Source organism: Candidatus Pantoea communis, from assembly GCF_011752685.1.
Lineage (GTDB): Bacteria > Pseudomonadota > Gammaproteobacteria > Enterobacterales > Enterobacteriaceae > Pantoea > Pantoea communis.
Map to the genome: position 1 here is coordinate 133,855 of NZ_VWXC01000006.1, position 14,929 is coordinate 148,783.

Consider the following 14,929-nt stretch of genomic DNA (forward strand, 5'->3'; position numbering starts at 1 on the left):
CCCTTCGGTTCACTTCAACACATCGCTTACTGCAGCAGTGAAATATCCGCTACCTGCAGGAACAGCGCGCGCAGTTGCGCCAGCAGCGTCAGGCGGTTAATACGCACTTCCGCTTCATCAGCGTTAACCATCACGTTGTCGAAGAAGTTATCGACCGCTTCGCGCAGCTGCGCCAGTTCCACCAGCGCATCCTGATAACGGCCTTCCGCGAAGTACGGCTGCAGCTTGTCGCCTAGTGCCGTCACGAAAGTCGCCAGCTGGATCTCAGCGTTCTCTTTCAACAGCGATGCCTGCACACTGTCGTTCAGGGTTTCGGTGGCTTTCGCCAGGATGTTGGACACACGCTTGTTGGCCGCAGCCAGCGACGATGCCGCTTCCAGCGTACGGAAGTGGGAAACCGCTTTCATGCGCGCATCGAAGTCCGCCGGGCGGGTTGGACGACGTGCCAGCACGGCCTGAATGGTGTCGACGCTGTGGCCCTCTTCCTGATACCAGGTACGGAAACGACCCAGCATGAAGTCGATCACTTCATCCACCACTTTGCCGTTGCTCAGCTTGCTGCCGTAGAGACGCACCGCTTCTTCGGTCAGCGTTTGCAGATCGAGTGGCAGGTTCTTCTCAACGATAATACGCAGCACGCCCAGCGCAGCACGGCGCAGTGCGAACGGGTCTTTATCGCCTTTTGGATGCTGACCAATGCCGAAGATGCCCGCAAGGGTATCCATTTTGTCGGCAATCGCGACAGCACAAGCCACGAGGTTCGATGGCAGTGCATCACCGGCAAAGCGCGGCTGATACTGCTCGTTCAGCGCCACCGCGACATCTTCGGCTTCGCCATCATGACGTGCATAGTGCATGCCCATCACGCCCTGCGTATCGGTGAACTCGAAGACCATGTTGGTCATCAGGTCACACTTCGACAGCAGGCCCGCGCGGGTGGCGTGGTTCACATCGGCACCAATCTGAGCGGCAATCCAGCCCGCCAGCGCCTGAATGCGGTCCGTTTTATCACGCAGCGTACCCAGCTCTTTCTGGAACAGTACGGTCTCGAGACGCGGCAGGTTATCTTCAAGACGCTTTTTACGGTCAGTGTTGAAGAAGAACTCGGCATCGGCCAGACGCGGGCGCACGACCTTTTCGTTACCGGAGATGATTTGCTGCGGGTCTTTGGATTCGATGTTGGTGACGAAGATAAAGTTTGGCAGCAATTTACCGTCAGCGGAGTACACCGGGAAGTACTTCTGGTCGCCCTTCATGGTGTAAACCAGCGCTTCAGCAGGCACCGCGAGGAACTTCTCTTCGAATTTCGCGGTGAGCACCACTGGCCACTCCACCAGCGAGGCCACTTCTTCCAGCAAGCTGTCGCTCAGATCGGCGATACCGCCCAACTGCTGCGCCGCCGCTTCCGCATCCGCTTTGATTTTTGCTTTACGGGTCGCGAAATCAGCCACCACTTTGCCGCGTTCCAGCAGCAGTTGTGGATACTGATCGGCGTTGTCGAGGGTGAACTCTGGCTCACCCATAAAGCGATGGCCGCGAATCACGCGATCGGACTGAATACCGAGAATCGTCGCCGGGATCAGCTCATCGCCCAACAGCAGCGTCACAGTATGTACCGGACGGACAAACTGCACGTCGCTTGCGCCCCAGCGCATCAGTTTTGGAATCGGCAGCTTGCTTAGTGCGGTTGCCACCATCGCGGGCAGCAGTGCCTGAGCACTCTCGCCTTTCACCGAGGCGCGATGCACCAGCCATTCGCCTTTATCCGTGCTCAGACGCTCAGCCTGATCCACGGTGATGCCGTTACCGCGCGCCCAACCTTCGGCTGCTTTGGTGGCATTGCCATCGGCATCAAACGCAGCAGCAATCGCTGGGCCACGTTTTTCCACTTCACGATCGGCCTGCGCTGTGGCCAATTGGGCGACTTTCAGCGCCAGACGGCGTGGAGAGGCAAACCAGTTCACTTCACCGTGCGCCAAACCGGCGCTGTCCAGTTCTGCGGTAAAGTGCGCAGCAAAGGCTTCTGCCAGGCTACGCAGGGCTTTCGGAGGCAACTCTTCGGTGCCAATTTCCACCAGGAAAGTTTTATCGGTCATGGCTGCCTCTTACTTGTTTTTATTGCACATGGGGAAACCGAGCGCCTCACGAGACGCGTAATAGGCTTCCGCCACGGCTTTCGTCAGGGTGCGGATACGCAGGATATAGCGCTGACGCTCGGTTACCGAGATCGCCTTGCGTGCATCCAGCAGGTTAAAGCTGTGTGCCGCTTTCAGGATGCGCTCATAAGCTGGCAACGGCAGGGGTTTTTCCAGCGCCAGCAGCTGCTGCGCTTCTTTCTCGTACTGCTCGAAGCAGGAGAACAGGAAGTCCACATCCGCGTATTCAAAGTTGTAGGTCGACTGTTCAACTTCGTTCTGATGGAACACTTCACCGTAGGTGGTTTGGCCAAATGGGCCGTCGCTCCACACCAGATCGTAAACACTGTCGACGCCCTGGATATACATTGCCAGGCGCTCAAGTCCGTAAGTGATCTCACCCGTCACTGGCTTACACTCCATGCCGCCCACCTGCTGGAAGTAAGTGAACTGCGTCACTTCCATGCCGTTGAGCCACACTTCCCAACCCAGTCCCCAGGCACCCAGCGTTGGGTTTTCCCAGTTATCTTCCACGAAGCGAATATCGTGTACGGTCGGATCCAGGCCCAGCTCTTGCAGTGAACCCAGGTACAGCTCCTGCAGATTGTCCGGGTTAGGTTTGATCATCACCTGGAACTGATAGTAGTGCTGTAAACGGTTCGGGTTTTCACCGTAGCGACCATCGGTAGGACGGCGTGAAGGCTGCACATAGGCGGTAGCCATCGGCTCTGGGCCAATGGCGCGCAGGCAGGTCATTGGGTGTGAAGTGCCAGCGCCCACTTCCATGTCCAGCGGCTGGACGATGGTGCAGCCCTGACGCGCCCAGTAATCCTGCAAGGTCAGGATCAGGCCCTGAAAGGTCTTGGTATCAAACTTTTGCATGTTGAGTACGCGATAAGGGTCGATTAAAAAAGAGTGCGACAGTATACCCTTTGACCGCGGATTGTGCAGCCGGAAATCCTGGCGCGCCGGGCAGTGGTTTTGCCACGGTTTAACCGGCTAAAACCTTGAGATAAGAAAATCGTATACGATTCTACCCAACACCTCCGCGAACGCGTCACACCCTAATTTAAAACTTAATTTTCATAATATTAACCACTATATAATCAAATCCTATTACGTGACACGCATCACCTTTTCGACCCAATGGTCAAAAATCGCACATTGACACTTGTATAATCGTATACGAAATTGCGGTGAAACAGTTTTGCTTGGAATTTCACCATGAAGACCGCAATTGCTTATCCAGGAATGAACGCCAGTGACCGTCCAATGGGACCGGCTCCGCTTTCCGCCGCCGTACTGCACGAACCGATGCTGTTTATCTCCGGCCAGGTGGCGATTGACCCCTACAGCGGTGAAATCAAGGGCAATGACATCGCCAGCCAGACGCGTCAGGTGTTGAAAAACGTCGGCGATCTATTGAGCGAAGCGCAGATGACCTTCGATAACGTGGTGCGCGTGACGATCTATCTCACCGACCTCAGCACCTTCAGTGAGATGAACGCGGCGTATAGCGAGTTCTTCCAGTTCCCCTTCCCGGCGCGCGCCACCGTCGGTATTCAACTCAACCATCCTGACCTGCTGGTCGAGATGGAAGTCACGGCGATGCGCTGATGCATATTCATATCGAAAACGACGCCAGCGCCCCGCAGGCATTACATCTGACCCCGCAGCACCTGCAACAGCTGTTGGATGCCCATCCGCAACTGCGCGGTCACTTTACCCTGAGCGAAAACAGCCAAGCCGCGCATACCGCAGATTTCCTCGCCACCAGCGACATTTTGTGGAGCGGACGCAAGCTGGCGCTCGATACCTTTAGCGCACCACGTCTCGGCTGGGTGCAGGTGATGTCCGCCGGCGTCGAGCAGTGGCTGGCACATCTGCCGGAGGGCGTGACGCTGACCAATGCGTCCGGCGTGCACGGCGATAAAGGCGCCGAGTTCATTCTGATGGCGGCGTTGATGTTCAACTTTGGCATTCCGGGTTTTCTGCAGGATCAGGCTCAGCGCCTGTGGCGCCCCACCTTCGGCGGCTGCGCGCGTGGCAAAACGGTCTTGCTGCTCGGCGTCGGCGGTATCGGTGCCGCGGCGGCGAAACTGCTGACCGCGCAGGGCTACCGCGTGATTGGTGTGACGCGCAGCGGCCAGTGTGATGCCGACGTAGCGCGTTGTATTCGCATTGATGCGATGGACGATGTTCTGCCGCAGGTGGATGTCCTGGTCTCAACGCTGCCGCTCACGCCCCAGACAGACAGGTTGTTTGACCGTCGCCGTCTCGATCTGCTGCCTGCCCGCGCCGGCATCGTGATTGTCGGCCGTGCCGCCGTGTTCGACTACACCGCGATGCGCGAAAAACTGTGCGCCGGTGAACTGGCCGGTGCGGTTCTGGATGTTTATCCGCAAGAGCCGCTGCCAGTAGACGATGCGCTGTGGAGCACGCCGGGCGTGGTGATGACACCGCACTGCAGTCTGGACGATCACAGTGCCTACCTTGAGGGCTGCCTTGAGGTGTTTATCGATAACCTGGTGCGTTTCCGCAGTGGCCATCCGCTGCGCAACCAGGTTGATGTTGCAAGAGGTTATTGAAGTCGCAGTACCGATAAAAGCCGTAAGACGTTCATAAAACACAAGGTCATCGCTTACACATTCACCAGCACCAGGGGAACCTTATTATGAAATTTGCACGCATCGCATTACTGATCTCTGGCATCACCGGCACGCTGTTAGCGGGCCTCTCCAGCGCCCATGCCGCCAGCACCGACCCGATTACGCCAACCGCCAGCGATTTTGCGGCGATGGCGCAGTGCAAGGCGCTGCAGACCAAATACCCGTCACTCAAAGGCAAAGATCTGGTGGTAGGCTTGGGTGGCTACACCAAAGGCTTCGAAGCCCCTTCCGAAAAAGACCCAAGCATTATTGAAGGTCTCGATCCTTCGCTGTTCGAACGTATCAGCAGCTGCCTTGGGGCAAAACACAGTTATCAGACCGGTTCGTTCAACGTGCTGCTGACCTCCATCTCCAGCGGTCGTGCCGATATCGGTCCGATGCTGTATGTCACCGATGAACGTCTGAAGCAGATCGCTTTTGTCGCCTCAATGCAGGTGCAGGATGGCTCGATTCTGGCGAAGGGCAATCCAAAGAAAATCACCACCGTTGATGACCTGTGCGGCAAAACCGTGGCCGCCGCTGCCGGTTCTTACGAAGCCAACAAGTTAGTGCCCGAGCAGAGCGCCAAATGCACCGCCGCTGGTAAGCCAGAAGTCAGCATGCTGATGGTGCAGAACACTGACAACAGTATTCAGGCGGTGAAAAGCGGTCGCGCAGATATCTATCTGACCGAAGCCGGTTCCGCCATCGCTATCGCTAAAGCCGACAAAACGCTGGAGAGCGGATTCACCGTTGACCTGCCGATCATGGTCGGCTTCCCCATCGCCAAAGACAACACCACACTACGCAGTGCGGTGATGGATGCAATGAAGGTGATTCAGGAGAGCGGTGCGCAGAAGAAATTGCTGGATTACTGGGGTCAGGGCAGCGCGGCTGAACGCCCGGTTGTTGCACGTGGTTAATGCATAAACTCAGTCGGATCAATTGGGTTGCTGCTTCACGGGCAACCCAAGCGATCGCATTGAGGGAGATAACGCCTTGGATGATTTTCTTAAGTACCTGACCTTCCCTTACCTGTGGGAAGGGGCCGTCATCGCTGTTCAGCTGCTGGTAGGCGCATTAGCGGGCGGCATCCTGATTGGCTTTTTCCTGGCGTTGGCCAGCACCTCAAAGCACTGGTTTATCCGTGTGCCGGTGAAAACGTACATCTATCTGCTGCGCGGCACGCCGGTGCTGCTGCAACTGATTCTGCTCTACAACGTACTGCCAGAGTTTGGCCTGCGTTTCAGCCCGTTCACCAGCGCCCTGTTGGCGTTGATGATCAACGAAACCGCCTTCTGCGCCGAGATTATTCGCGGCGGCATTATGGCCACCGATCGCGATCAGAGCATGGCAGCGCAGGCCTTTGGCTATTCGCGCACCAAAGAGATGATCCACGTGGTGATTCCGCAGGCACTGCGCGCCATTCTGCCGACCATGGGCAATGAAACCGTCGGCCTGCTGAAATCTACCTCGCTGGCATCGGTCGTAGGCGTGAATGAGCTAACAATGCGCGGCCAGGCCATCGTGTCGCAGAACTTCCTGTTCATTCCGGTGCTGGTGGCTTCGGGCGGTATTTACCTGATTCTCTCTACGCTGCTGGCGGGTGGCCAGTGGTGGCTGGAGAAGTTCTATAACCTTGATGAGCGTGCACGCCGTGCCCGTGCGCGTCTGGCAAAACTGCCGCCAGAAGCGGACGTGATGTCGATGCAGTTGCCGAAACGTCGCTGGGATACGCAAACCGCCGCGCCGGTGCTGGAAGTGGACAACCTGTGCGTCGAATACGCCGGTAAAGCGGTACTGAAATCCCTGTCGCTGACTGTACGCCGTGGCGAAGTGGTGGTGCTGCTCGGTCGTTCCGGCTCCGGTAAAAGTACCCTACTGAAATCGATTCTGGCGCTGACGCCACGCAGTAGCGGCACCATTCAGACCGAAGGCCACTTTATGGGCAGCGATGAAAACGGCCGCCCACTGGCTGCCCGCCATCTGCCGGCTAACCGCGCCAAATCCGGCATCGGTATCGTGTTCCAGCACTTCGCGCTGTTCGATCACCTCACCGCGCTGGAAAACGTGATGAGCATTCTGCTGCGCGTGCAGGGTGCTCAACCCGAAATCGCCCGCGCCAAAGCGATGCGCGCCCTGAAGATGGTCGGATTGCAGGACTTCGCCGCTTCACTGCCGCATGAGCTGTCCGGCGGCCAGAAACAGCGTGTCGGCATCGCCCGTGCGTTAGCCGCCGAACCGCAAATCCTGCTGTTCGATGAGCCGACCTCGGCGCTCGACCCTGAGCTGGTGCGTGAAGTGAACCAGACCATGCGCAGCCTGGCGCAAACCGGCATCACCATGATTATCAGTACCCATGACATTGCCTTCGCGGCGGGCGTGGCCGATCGCGTGGTGTTCCTGCAGAACGGGGCGCTGATTGAAGAAGGGCCACCGGCGATTTTGCAGAATCCCAAAACGCCGGCTTTTGCCACCTTCCTCGAACATGAAAATGCCACGGAGGCCCAGCATGCCAATGCATGATCTTGCGGCGCGTGAACGTCTTGGCGATGCGCTGTTCCGCTATATGCAGGGGCAGCCCGCCGATGCGCTCGCTGACGAACCGGATGCTAACCAGCAGGCGCTGCGCCGTTTTCGCTTGCTGCCGCGTGTACTGCAGGGCAATGAGGCGATCAGCACCCAGACCACCATCCTCAATCAAAGCTGGTCTGCTCCGCTCGGCGTCGGTGCCTTTGCGGGTGATCGCATCTTCCATGAAGAGGGATTGCTGCCGATTGCCCGCGCCTGTAAACGTCTGCAACTGCCGCTGGTGATCTCCGAAGAGACGGTCACGCCGCTGGAACAGATTGGCGCGGAGTACGACCGCTGCTGGCTTCAGCTACGCGCGGCAGGTGATGTTGGGCGTATCAAAGATTTGATCGATCAGGCTGCACAAGCCGGATTCAAAAATATCGTTCTCACCGTGCTGGCACCGGTGCATCCGGTGCCGGGATTACAGCCAGGCGGCTTCTCAATTGGTGAAGCGCTCAAACAGCGCGGCTGGCACACCGTCGGCGGCACGCAACCGGGCGTTGAAACCTTGCCGGCCTTTCCGGTGTGGCGCTGGCAGGAAATTGACGAGGTGGCCGCACACTGCGCTGCGCGTCAACTGCCGCTGTGGCTAAAAGGCATTTTGCATCATGACGATGCGGCACCGGCGGCACAGCACGGTGTGAGCGGCATCATCGCCTCGAATATTGGCCTGCGCCAAAGCGCGCGCTGGGCAACACCGGTCGATCAGCTCGCCGATTTACAGGCGGTCACTCGTCTGCCGCTGCTGCTGGATGGCGGCGTGCGCTGCGGCAGCGATGCTGTGGTGGCACGTTGCCTCGGCGCCTCGCTGTCACTCAGCGTGCGACCGATCATCAGCGCCCTGGTAGCAGGTGGCGAAAGCGCGGTGTTCGATCTGCTCTCCGGCTGGATCAATGAAATCACCGCCATTAGCCACTGGTGCGGCGTCAGCGACATGGCTGCGCTCAACGGCAGTTTTGTTGCGGAGGTGCGCGGATGATGCACAGGTTAATCTTCAATCAGGGCGACGCCAGCGAATCCCGCATCTATTACTGCGCCCACTATTTGGCCGACAGCCTCGGCTTGTTCGCCGCCGAGCAGTTGCAGGTCACCTTCACCACCAGCGCATCGGGCGGGCACACCGTGCAGGGCGGACAAGTGCCGGCTGTGTTGAGCCGCGAAGCGGATCTCACGCTGGGCGGGCCGATGGTGGTGATGAAGCATTACCAGCAGCACGGCGCTGAGTTGCAGTGCTTTTGCGCCTCGGTTGCCGCTAATCCGTGGTTTCTGGCGGCAGTGCAGGCTCAGCCCGATTTTCAGCTCAGTGATTTGCGCGGTAAACGCGTGCTGGATGTCGGTAATGTCGGCACCGCTACGCTGACCTTCCGCTGGCTGCTGTCCCAGCATGATTTGTTGGATCAGGTGGAGCTGATTGCCGGTAGTGGCGATCAGGCACGGGATTTCGCGGCCGTAGCAAGGGGTGAAGCGGACTATGCGCTGCACGCCATGCATATGCTGGCACCGGCGATTGCCGCCGGGCAATTAAGCAGCATCAGCAGCCTCGCCTCACTGTGTGGCAATGTGCCGTGGAGCGCCTATATTGCACGCGCCGATGTCCTCACGGAGAAAGCCGCTGCGTTTGCTGCCTTCTCACGCGCCATCGAACAGGCACTGGCGTGGCTCGCCACCCATGACGCCGAAACACTGGCCGCACAGGTGCAGCACTGTTATCCCGATTATCCGCTTGATGCGCTGATCACCGGTTTAGCCGCGTATCAGCAAGCGCACGTCTTCGCGCCCAGCGGCCTGATTCCAGCCAATGAATTTGACCACTTCAGTCAGTTGCTGAGCGCTATCGGCTGGCTGGATCCTTCTCAACCCGTGCCCTATGGCGCACTGGTGACGCAAGCAGGAGCAGAGTGATGAAACAATTAATTATCAACGGCCTGGTAGTGACAGAAACCCGCGCCGCGCCCGCCGATGTGCTGATTGAGAATGGCAAAATCAGCGGCCTGCTGATGCCGGGTGCCCTCGCTGACGGCGTCGATGAGATCATTGATGCGCAGGGGCTAATCATCGTACCCGGCGCGATTGATGTGCATACCCATTTCACCGGCTCGCACGATTTCCCTGAACAGGAGCTGCGCGAAGGCACGCGTGGTGCGGCTGCGCACGGCGTCACCACCATCGTTGAGATGCCGCACTCACTGCCGCCCGCCACCAGCCTCGCTAACTTCACCGCCAAGCAGCGCTGGCTGGCGGACAACTGCTCGGTGGATTACGCCATGTGGGCCGGACTGGATGGCCGCAACGTGCACGAGTTAGCGGCGCTGGATCAGGCGGGCGCACTGGCGTTCAAAGCTTTCCTGTGCAGCGGCGCGCCGAACGGTGAAGCCACTGACGAGAAAGGCTTACCGCGCCTCGACGATGATGGCTTGCTGCGCGCGATGCGTGAACTGGCCACCTTTGACGGTTTGATTGGCGTCCACGCCGAGAATCACGACATCCTGATCGGTGCCGGCAGCGAACTGCGCCGCGCCGGACGTAAAGATACCCGCGCGCATGCGCTGGCCGGGCCTGAAATTGCTGAAATCGAAGCCGTGGGTCGTGTATTGGCGGTGGCGGAAGAGACCGGCGCACGCTGCCACATCGTGCACGTCAGCTCCGCTCGCGCCGCCGAAGCCATCGTCGCTGCCAAAAGCAAAGTGCGCGCCAGCTTCGAAACCTGTCCGCACTATCTGATTCTTGATGTAGACGACCTGGTGCGCATCGGACCGAATGCGCGCTGTGGCCCACCGATCCGCCCACGCCCGGTGGTCGATGCGCTGTGGCAGGTGCTGCTGCGCGGCGATGTCGACATGATCGCCTCTGACCACTGTCCGTACACCCCGGCGCAGAAACAAGCCGGTGAAGCCAGTATTTGGGACGCAGGCATGGGATTAACCGGCGTCGAAACCTTGAGCCCGATGTTCTTCAGCGCGGCACATATCGATCGCGGCCTGGCCCTCACCGAGTTTGCGCGCATGACCGCCAGCGGTCCGGCCAAAGCCTTCCAGCTGTGGGGCAAAAAAGGCGCGATCGCACCTGGCTTCGATGCCGATTTGGTGTTTATCGATGCGCATCAGAGCTGGATCGTGGAGGGGGAAAAATTCCAGGGACTCGGCAGGTGGAGCGCATTTGAAGGCATGCGCTGTCAGGGTAAAGTGGTGCGCACACTTATTCGTGGTGTCACGGTATTCCAGGATGACCAGATGCAGGTTGAACCCGGCTTTGGTCAGTTCGTGACCCGGCAGGTATAAACAGGACAATCACCATGGCAGGAAAATCATCCACCCCAAGCCGTAAAAGCAGCGCACCGCTGGCGCAGGAAGCCGCTTCAGACGGCAACTGGCAAGCTGCGCGTCCGCGCACGCTGGTCGATCACGCCGTCGATGCGATTCTCAGCGCCGCCTCGCGCGGATTGATTTTACCCGGCGACCGTATTGCCGAACCGGATCTGGTGGCAAAACTCGGCATGAGCCGCGTGCCGATCCGTGAAGCGCTGCGCATTCTTGAAAGCCAGGGCATCGTCACCAGCGAGCCGTATAAAGGCATCCGTTTGATGGAGATTTCCCATCAGCGGCTGGAGCAGATTATTGATGTGCGCATCCCACTGGAAACATTGGCCTGTCGCCGCGCGATTGAAGCCGGACGCAATGGCGCCGAGCAACTTAATCAGCTGTATCAGGGCGTGGCACAGATGCAAACCATGATGCAAAACGATGATGTGTATGGCTTTGCCTCGGCGGACACTGATTTCCATCGCACGCTGTGCAGCTTCGCCCACAACCCGGTATTGAGCAATTTGTGGGAGTCAATTGCGCGCCAGCTGACGGTGATTTTTGGCCTCTCCACCATGGGCAAATCGATGAGCGACATCATTGAAGAGCACCAGCGACTGATCAACGTGTTCGCCGAGGGCGATATCGCGCAGATGACCGATGAAATTGAAAACCACATCCGCATTCAGGCACTGGATGTGGATTACGAGACCTTGATTACGCAGCGCCGACAGCAGCGTTCCGCTGTGGGCTGATGCTTTATTGATTGCCTTTACACCAGGAAAACCACGATGAAGATCACCAACGTTGAAGCGTTTTATCTGCGTCTGCCGGTTATTGAGCAGCGCACCGATAGCTCGCAGGATGCACTGCTTATCAAAATCACCACCGATGCGGGCATCACCGGTTGGGGTGAAGTGGATGGCAGCCCGTATGTCACCAAAGCCATTATCGAAGCACCCTATTCGCACACCATGGTCACCGGACTGAAATCGCTGCTGATCGGCGAGAACCCGCTGGAGACCGGCCGTTTGTGGAAGAAGATGCACAAAGCCACCATCTATTACGGACGCAGCGGTGCCGTGCTGCAGGCGATGGCGGGCATTGATATCGCCCTGTGGGACATCAAAGGCAAAGCGCTGGGCAAACCGATTGTTGAACTGCTGGGCGGGGCGATGCGCGACAAGATGCGCGTTTACTCCTCCAACATGTTCCAGTACAGCGTCGAAGAGACGGTGGCGCGCGCGCAGCACGCCATCGATACTGGCCACACTGGCGTGAAGTTTGGCTGGGAGCCGTTTGGCACCGATGAAGCGCTGGATCTGCGCTATCTGGAAGCGCTGCGCACCGCGATGGGTGACAGCGTGGATCTGATGCTGGATGTCGGCCACGTCTGGGATGCGAAGACCACCGTGCGCCGCAGCCAGCGCTATGAACATCTCAACCTGTTCTGGATCGAAGAGCCGCTGCACCCGGATAACTACGCCGGTTACGGCCAGGTATCTGCCGCCTGCCAGCAGCACATCGCCGCCGGTGAGCAAGAGTGTTCGGTGGTTGGCTTCCAGCGCCTGATTGATGAAGGCGGCATCGACATCGTGCAGATCGATCTGACACGTACCGGCTTTACCCAGGCGATGGAGATCGCCAGCTACGCGCACAGCCGTGGCCGTAAAGTCTGTAACCATAACTTCACCACCGACATCAACACCGCCGCCTCGCTGCATTTCCTGTGTGCGATTGAGAACGCGCTGGTGATGGAATATTGCGTTGAGCCAGGCGAAATCAGCCGCTCGCTGGCGAAAAATCCGGTGCGCATTGCAGATGGCTATGCGTGGTTGCCGAGCGAGCCAGGTCTGGGCGTTGAGCCGAACGAAGCGGTGATCGAGAAGTTCCTCGTCCGCGATTAAGTCACCGCCAGGCAAACAACGGATGCGTGATTAATCCATTGTTCAGCACACACTCGGTTGCGGCGCGATTTATCGCCTGAGGCTCATCCGTTTTATTCGCCAAAGCGGCCACGGTGAAACGTGGTCGCTTTATTCGTTTGGGTGAGAATGCCTGCGTGCAGGCCAGAGCACCACGGCTATTGCCGGGCTGTCCTCACGCTGCGACCAGGCAGTGTCACCCGTAACAGAGTGATCCGAATTTCAGTCCCAAAGGTTGTTGACGCATCACGCTGTGACTACCCTTCTTCGAACGGACGTATTGCCGACGAGGAAGCCATGTCGCAAAAAATACACTGGATCGACAACTTACGTGCGGTTGCCTGCCTGATGGTGATCGTCATTCACACCACCACCTGGTATATCACCGGCCCGATGGCCGTCACAGGTATTAGCTGGGATGTGGCGAACCTGCTCAACTCCGCATCGCGCGTCTGTGTGCCGTTGTTCTTTATGATTTCGGGCTATCTGTTCTTTGGCGAACGCAGCGCGCAAGGGCGACATCTGCTGCGCATCGTGCTGTGTTTACTGTTCTACAGCGCGGTGGCGCTGGCCTACATCACCTGGCTGACGCCGATCAGCGAAGGCCGCTCGCTGCTGAAGCTGCTGCAAAAACCGGTGTTCTATCACCTGTGGTTTTTCTTCGCCATTATCGGCATCTACCTGCTGTCGCCATTGATTCAGGTGAAAAGCGTGCAGCCGCGCTACGTCGCATTGCTGGTCGTGGTGCTGGCGGTGCTGGCCAATCCCAACACCGTGAGCCAGTCGCTGGGGCCGTTTCATTGGTTGCCGGTGAATCTTTACGTCAGCGGCGACAGCATTTACTACCTGCTGTACGCGCTGCTGGGGCGAGCAATTGGCTGCATGGACACCGAGAAGCGCGGCATCAGCTGGCTGGCGGGATTGGGCTTTATCGCCTGCTGGATTGGCATTACGCTCGGCACCAAACAGATGCTGAAAATCAACGGCGCATTCAACGACACCTGGTATCTTTACTGCGGCCCGCTGGTGTTTATCGCCGCTATCAGCTTGCTGGTGCTGTTCAAGAATGTGCTGAACAGCCGCACACTGCCGATACTGGCGACGATTTCGCGCTATTCACTGCCGATATATGGCTTTCACGCGCTGTTTATCCACTATCTGCGCACCAACCATTACGACGATATGTCACGTCCGTGGCTCGATCTGCCGTGGGTATTTGGCATCACGCTGATCGGCAGTTTGCTGCTAGCTATGCTGCTCAAACGCGTGGATAAACATCATCTGGTGAGCTGATCGTCCCAGCGCTGATGCGCCCGACGCAGCTGGCGTGCTGAAGAGAATCCAGCCGCCAGCGCGGCTTTCTCTGCCGCTTCGCCCTGTTGCTGGCGCTGACGCGCAATTACCAAACGCAGCTGTTCATGGTATTCGCGCACGCTAATGCCGAGATGCTGGCGGAACAGGCGCGTGAGATGACGCTCGCTGACATGCGCGCGCTCGGCCAGCGCGGTCAGTGACCAGTCATGCTCGGGATGGGCGATCATCACGTCCTGCGCCCGGTGAATCGCCGGATGCAGGTGATTGCGATAGCGCAGCCACGGCGAGAGCTGGGGATCGTCACCCGAACGCCGGAACCACACCACCATTTCCCGCGCCACCTTCAGCGCCTGCGGTGCGCCGCAAAGCCGGTTGATCAGATGCAGCGCCAGATCGATGCCCGCCGTGATACCCGCACTGGTCCAGATGCCATGATCTTCCACGAACACGCGGTTATCCTTCACTAACGCTTCCGGTGCGGCGGCTTTCAGGCGCGGTAACACATCGTGGTGAGTGGTGCATTGCACGCCATTCAGCAATCCCGCCTGCGCCGAGAGCAGTGCACCGGAACAGATGCAGACTAATGTGATGCGTTTAGAGTGGATGGCGGACTGCTGCGAGCGTAACCAGTCGCGGGCAGCGGCAGCGGGTGCCGTATCGAACCAGACTTTGGAGTCATACACGCCGGGCACCACCAGCAGGCTGTTATCGGGTAGCTGCTCAGGAAGTGGCGCAATATCCGCGATCGTCATGCCGGTGGAGCAGCGCACGCTGGCTTGCGGGCCAATGTAGTGCAGAGCAAAAAAGCCATCCGCCAGTTGCAGCGTTTCCGCCGGACCAGTGAGATCGAGCGCCATCACGCCAGGAAGAACCAGAAAATAGACGGGCTGCGGCATTAAAGGCTCCAGGGTAGGTGATGTGTTTTTCCCTCAGCCTCTGCGTGGCAGAGAACTGTTCGAGGGTTAACGTAACATTGCTGCTGCCTCAGCCTCTCTGGATGTCTTTCCCTCCGGTAAAGGGAGCGTGCTAAGGAC

The 14,929-nt window shown here is 58.5% G+C and carries 13 protein-coding genes; 10 read left to right on the forward strand and 3 right to left on the reverse strand.

The features are described 5' to 3' along the window. Positions 1-26: 26 nt before the first annotated feature. Together glyS and glyQ are read right to left on the reverse strand one after the other, a co-directional pair. The gene (gene glyS / locus F3J37_RS10355) at positions 27-2,096 is read right to left on the reverse strand and encodes a glycine--tRNA ligase subunit beta (RefSeq protein WP_166933301.1); all 2,070 of its coding nucleotides are present in this window, start codon (positions 2,094-2,096) and stop codon (positions 27-29) included. 9 nt (positions 2,097-2,105) lie between these two features. Further along, positions 2,106-3,017 carry a glycine--tRNA ligase subunit alpha gene (gene glyQ / locus F3J37_RS10360; protein WP_034827699.1) on the reverse strand — a complete coding sequence of 304 codons (912 nt, stop codon included), beginning with the start codon at positions 3,015-3,017 and terminating at the stop codon, positions 2,106-2,108. 342 nt (positions 3,018-3,359) lie between these two features. Here glyQ and F3J37_RS10365 point away from each other — a divergent pair, with 342 nt between their 5' ends. From F3J37_RS10365 to F3J37_RS10410, 10 genes are all read left to right on the forward strand, one after another. After that, entirely contained in the window at positions 3,360-3,752 is a 393-nt protein-coding gene (locus F3J37_RS10365; protein WP_038643895.1) for a RidA family protein, read from the forward strand. Beyond that, positions 3,752-4,723 (forward strand): D-2-hydroxyacid dehydrogenase, encoded by a 972-nt coding sequence (locus tag F3J37_RS10370; RefSeq protein WP_166933303.1) that lies wholly within the window; start codon positions 3,752-3,754, stop codon positions 4,721-4,723. Before F3J37_RS10365 ends, F3J37_RS10370 begins: the two co-directional genes overlap by 1 nt. Positions 4,724-4,809: 86 nt before the next feature. Next, positions 4,810-5,706, forward strand: a complete 897-nt coding sequence (locus F3J37_RS10375; protein ID WP_034827693.1) for a transporter substrate-binding domain-containing protein — start codon at positions 4,810-4,812, stop codon at positions 5,704-5,706. Positions 5,707-5,782: 76 nt separating this feature from the next. Then, the gene (locus F3J37_RS10380) at positions 5,783-7,309 is read left to right on the forward strand and encodes an amino acid ABC transporter permease/ATP-binding protein (protein WP_058961135.1); all 1,527 of its coding nucleotides are present in this window, start codon (positions 5,783-5,785) and stop codon (positions 7,307-7,309) included. Further along, the gene (locus F3J37_RS10385) at positions 7,296-8,336 is read left to right on the forward strand and encodes an alpha-hydroxy acid oxidase (RefSeq protein WP_166933305.1); all 1,041 of its coding nucleotides are present in this window, start codon (positions 7,296-7,298) and stop codon (positions 8,334-8,336) included. The genes F3J37_RS10380 and F3J37_RS10385 overlap by 14 nt, the downstream gene beginning before the upstream one ends. Next, a complete protein-coding gene (locus tag F3J37_RS10390) occupies positions 8,333-9,259 on the forward strand; it encodes an ABC transporter substrate-binding protein (RefSeq protein WP_369410662.1) in 927 nt (308 codons plus the stop codon). The genes F3J37_RS10385 and F3J37_RS10390 overlap by 4 nt, the downstream gene beginning before the upstream one ends. After that, on the forward strand, positions 9,259-10,635 hold the full coding sequence (locus F3J37_RS10395) for a dihydroorotase (protein ID WP_166933307.1): 1,377 nt from the start codon (positions 9,259-9,261) through the stop codon (positions 10,633-10,635). The genes F3J37_RS10390 and F3J37_RS10395 overlap by 1 nt, the downstream gene beginning before the upstream one ends. Before the next feature lie 14 nt (positions 10,636-10,649). Next, positions 10,650-11,411 (forward strand): GntR family transcriptional regulator, encoded by a 762-nt coding sequence (locus F3J37_RS10400; RefSeq protein WP_160868651.1) that lies wholly within the window; start codon positions 10,650-10,652, stop codon positions 11,409-11,411. A 36-nt stretch (positions 11,412-11,447) separates the two neighbouring features. Beyond that, complete coding sequence (locus F3J37_RS10405) at positions 11,448-12,563, forward strand: mandelate racemase/muconate lactonizing enzyme family protein (protein ID WP_058961141.1); 1,116 nt, start codon at positions 11,448-11,450, stop codon at positions 12,561-12,563. Between the two features lie 315 nt (positions 12,564-12,878). Next, complete coding sequence (locus F3J37_RS10410) at positions 12,879-13,874, forward strand: acyltransferase (RefSeq protein ID WP_166933308.1); 996 nt, start codon at positions 12,879-12,881, stop codon at positions 13,872-13,874. On the opposite strand, the gene F3J37_RS10415 is transcribed toward F3J37_RS10410, so the two are convergent. Beyond that, entirely contained in the window at positions 13,859-14,791 is a 933-nt protein-coding gene (locus F3J37_RS10415; RefSeq protein WP_160868648.1) for a GlxA family transcriptional regulator, read from the reverse strand. The genes F3J37_RS10410 and F3J37_RS10415 overlap by 16 nt on opposite strands. Positions 14,792-14,929 lie beyond the last annotated feature (138 nt).

Coding starts and splice junctions, on each gene's coding strand:
- glyS (WP_166933301.1), bottom strand. CDS start 2,096: ATGACCGATAAAACTTTCCTGGTGGAAATTGGCACCGAAGAGTTGCCT.
- glyQ (WP_034827699.1), bottom strand. CDS start 3,017: ATGCAAAAGTTTGATACCAAGACCTTTCAGGGCCTGATCCTGACCTTG.
- F3J37_RS10365 (WP_038643895.1), top strand. CDS start 3,360: ATGAAGACCGCAATTGCTTATCCAGGAATGAACGCCAGTGACCGTCCA.
- F3J37_RS10370 (WP_166933303.1), top strand. CDS start 3,752: ATGCATATTCATATCGAAAACGACGCCAGCGCCCCGCAGGCATTACAT.
- F3J37_RS10375 (WP_034827693.1), top strand. CDS start 4,810: ATGAAATTTGCACGCATCGCATTACTGATCTCTGGCATCACCGGCACG.
- F3J37_RS10385 (WP_166933305.1), top strand. CDS start 7,296: ATGCCAATGCATGATCTTGCGGCGCGTGAACGTCTTGGCGATGCGCTG.
- F3J37_RS10390 (WP_369410662.1), top strand. CDS start 8,333: ATGATGCACAGGTTAATCTTCAATCAGGGCGACGCCAGCGAATCCCGC.
- F3J37_RS10395 (WP_166933307.1), top strand. CDS start 9,259: ATGAAACAATTAATTATCAACGGCCTGGTAGTGACAGAAACCCGCGCC.
- F3J37_RS10400 (WP_160868651.1), top strand. CDS start 10,650: ATGGCAGGAAAATCATCCACCCCAAGCCGTAAAAGCAGCGCACCGCTG.
- F3J37_RS10405 (WP_058961141.1), top strand. CDS start 11,448: ATGAAGATCACCAACGTTGAAGCGTTTTATCTGCGTCTGCCGGTTATT.
- F3J37_RS10410 (WP_166933308.1), top strand. CDS start 12,879: ATGTCGCAAAAAATACACTGGATCGACAACTTACGTGCGGTTGCCTGC.
- F3J37_RS10415 (WP_160868648.1), bottom strand. CDS start 14,791: ATGCCGCAGCCCGTCTATTTTCTGGTTCTTCCTGGCGTGATGGCGCTC.